Here is a 2,083-nt window from a genome sequence, read left to right on the forward strand (position 1 = left end):
GCGCTGGTGGTGCGCCGGCGCATCGACCGGCTCGACATGGTGTCGGCCTTGAAGACGAGGGATTGAACGATGATGACGCTGAAGCTTCCGCATGTGGGCCGGGCCTGGCTGGCCGGCGGTGCCGCGACGATCGCGGCGGTGGCGGTGATGGCGTGGGCCTTCATGCCGAGGCCGGTCGAGGTGGAGGTCGCCGTGGCGGCGACGGGGCGCTTCGAGGCGGCGGTCGAGGAGGATGCGAAGACGCGGCTGCGCGACCGCTACGTGGTGTCGGCGCCGCTCGCCGGGCAGTTGGCGCGCATCGCGTTGCGCGAGGGCGATGCGGTGGCGGCCGGCGCGGTGGTGGCGCAGCTGACGCCGGTGCTGTCGCCGATGCTGGACGAGCGCACGCGCCGCGAGCAGCAGGCGCGGCTGGAGGTGACCGAGGCGCAGCTGCAGCGGGCGAGCGCGCGCGTCGAGGGGGCGCGGGTGGCGTTGCTGCAGGCGCGCAACGATGCGCAACGCAGCGAGCAGCTGGCGAAGCAGGGCTTCGTGTCGCCGACGCGGCTGGAGACCGACCGGCTGGCGGCGCTGGCGGCGCAGAAGGAGCTCGATGCCGCGACCAGCGACCAGCACGCCGCCGGCCACGAGGTGGAGCAGGCGCGCGCCGCGCTGGGCGTGGTGCGCAATGCGCCGGCCGGTGCGCCGCGCGTGTTCGCGGTGCGCTCGCCGGTGTCGGCACGGGTGCTGCGCGTCGCGCAGGCGAGCGAGGCGACGGTGGCGCTCGGCGCGCCGCTGCTGGAGCTGGGCGACGTGGCCGGGCTCGAGGTGGTGGCCGAGCTGCTGACCACCGATGCGCTGCAGGTGCGCGCGGGTGCGCAGGTGGCGATCGAGCACTGGGGCGGCGAGGCGGCGTTGCGCGGGCGGGTGCGGCTGGTCGAGCCGGGCGCGTTCACGAAGGTGTCGGCGCTCGGCGTGGAGGAGCAGCGCGTGCGGGTGCTGGTGGACATCGCGAGCCCGCCGGCCGACTGGTCGGCGCTCGGCGACGGCTACCGCGTGACGGTGCGGATCCTGACGATGGTGAAGGACGGCGTGACGAAGGTGCCGGTGAGCGCGGTGTTCCCGCTGCCGTCGTCGATGGGCGGCCAGGGCGCGGGGATGGGGGTGTTCGTCGTCGACGGGGGACGGGCGCGGCTGACGCCGGTGGTGATCGGGGCGCGCAACCCATCGGAGGCGTGGGTCCGGGAGGGCCTGCCGGTGGGCGCGCGGGTGATCGTCTACCCGCCGCCGGCGGTCGCCGATGGGGTGCGCGTGAAAGTGCGCCAGGTCTGAATGCACGCCGCCAGCCTCCGACGCGCCTTTGTGCACCGCCCTGCTCCTTCAGGGATGACAAGCGAACAAACGAAAGGCTCAATCCAGCTCGACGACGCTGCCGTGCTCCGGCACGCAACACGCGAACCCGAAACGCTCCTCGATCCCGAGCCGCAGCGCATCCGCCGCCACCGGTTCCCCGTGCGTGACGAACACCTGCCGCGGCGCGCGCGGCAACGCGCCGACCCATGCGAGCAGCTCGCTGCGGTCGGCATGGCCCGACAGCGTGTCCAGGTGCGCCACCTCGGCCCGCACCGGCACGTAGGCGCCGTGGATCTTCACCGCGCTCGCGCCGCCCACCATCGCCGCGCCGCGCGTGCCCGCCGCCTGGTAGCCGGCGAACAGGATCGTGTTGCGCGCATCCGGCGCGAACGCCTTCAGGTGGTGCAGCACCCGCCCGCCCGAGGCCATGCCGCTCGCCGAGATGATCACCGACGGCATGCGCAGATCGTTGAGCCGGCGCGATTCCTCGACGCTGTTCACGATCTTCGCCGCCGCCCACATCGCGCGGCACTGCGCCTCGTCGAGCCGGTGCTCGGCCCGGTGCTTCACGTACAGCCGCGTCGCATCCGCCGCCATCGGGCTGTTCAGGAAGGCCGGCAGGTCCGGGATGCGGCGCTGCTCGCGCAACAGGTGCAGCGCATGCATCAGCGCCTGCGCACGCCCGACCGCGAACGACGGGATCACGACGATGCCGCCGCGCGCCGCCGTGCGGCTGATCACGGCGGCCAGCGCC

The 2,083-nt window shown here is 74.1% G+C and carries 2 protein-coding genes; one reads left to right on the plus strand and one right to left on the minus strand.

Annotated elements, in window-relative coordinates; all coding sequences use genetic code 11:
• Window positions 1-72: 72 nt before the first annotated feature.
• A complete protein-coding gene (locus tag AC1D12_RS31750) occupies window positions 73-1,308 on the plus strand; it encodes an efflux RND transporter periplasmic adaptor subunit (protein ID WP_477845153.1) in 1,236 nt (411 codons plus the stop codon).
• Window positions 1,309-1,386: 78 nt separating this feature from the next.
• Here AC1D12_RS31750 and AC1D12_RS31755 read toward each other — a convergent pair.
• Window positions 1,387-2,083 (minus strand): MBL fold metallo-hydrolase RNA specificity domain-containing protein (locus AC1D12_RS31755; protein WP_477845154.1); only part of this gene is annotated, 697 nt, incomplete at its 5' end.

Source organism: Rhizobacter sp. P1_G5 (assembly GCF_056405435.1).

Bases quoted from the DNA above. Each gene is read 5' to 3' on its own strand.
- AC1D12_RS31750 (WP_477845153.1), top strand. From the start codon at position 73: ATGACGCTGAAGCTTCCGCATGTGGGCCGGGCCTGGCTGGCCGGCGGT.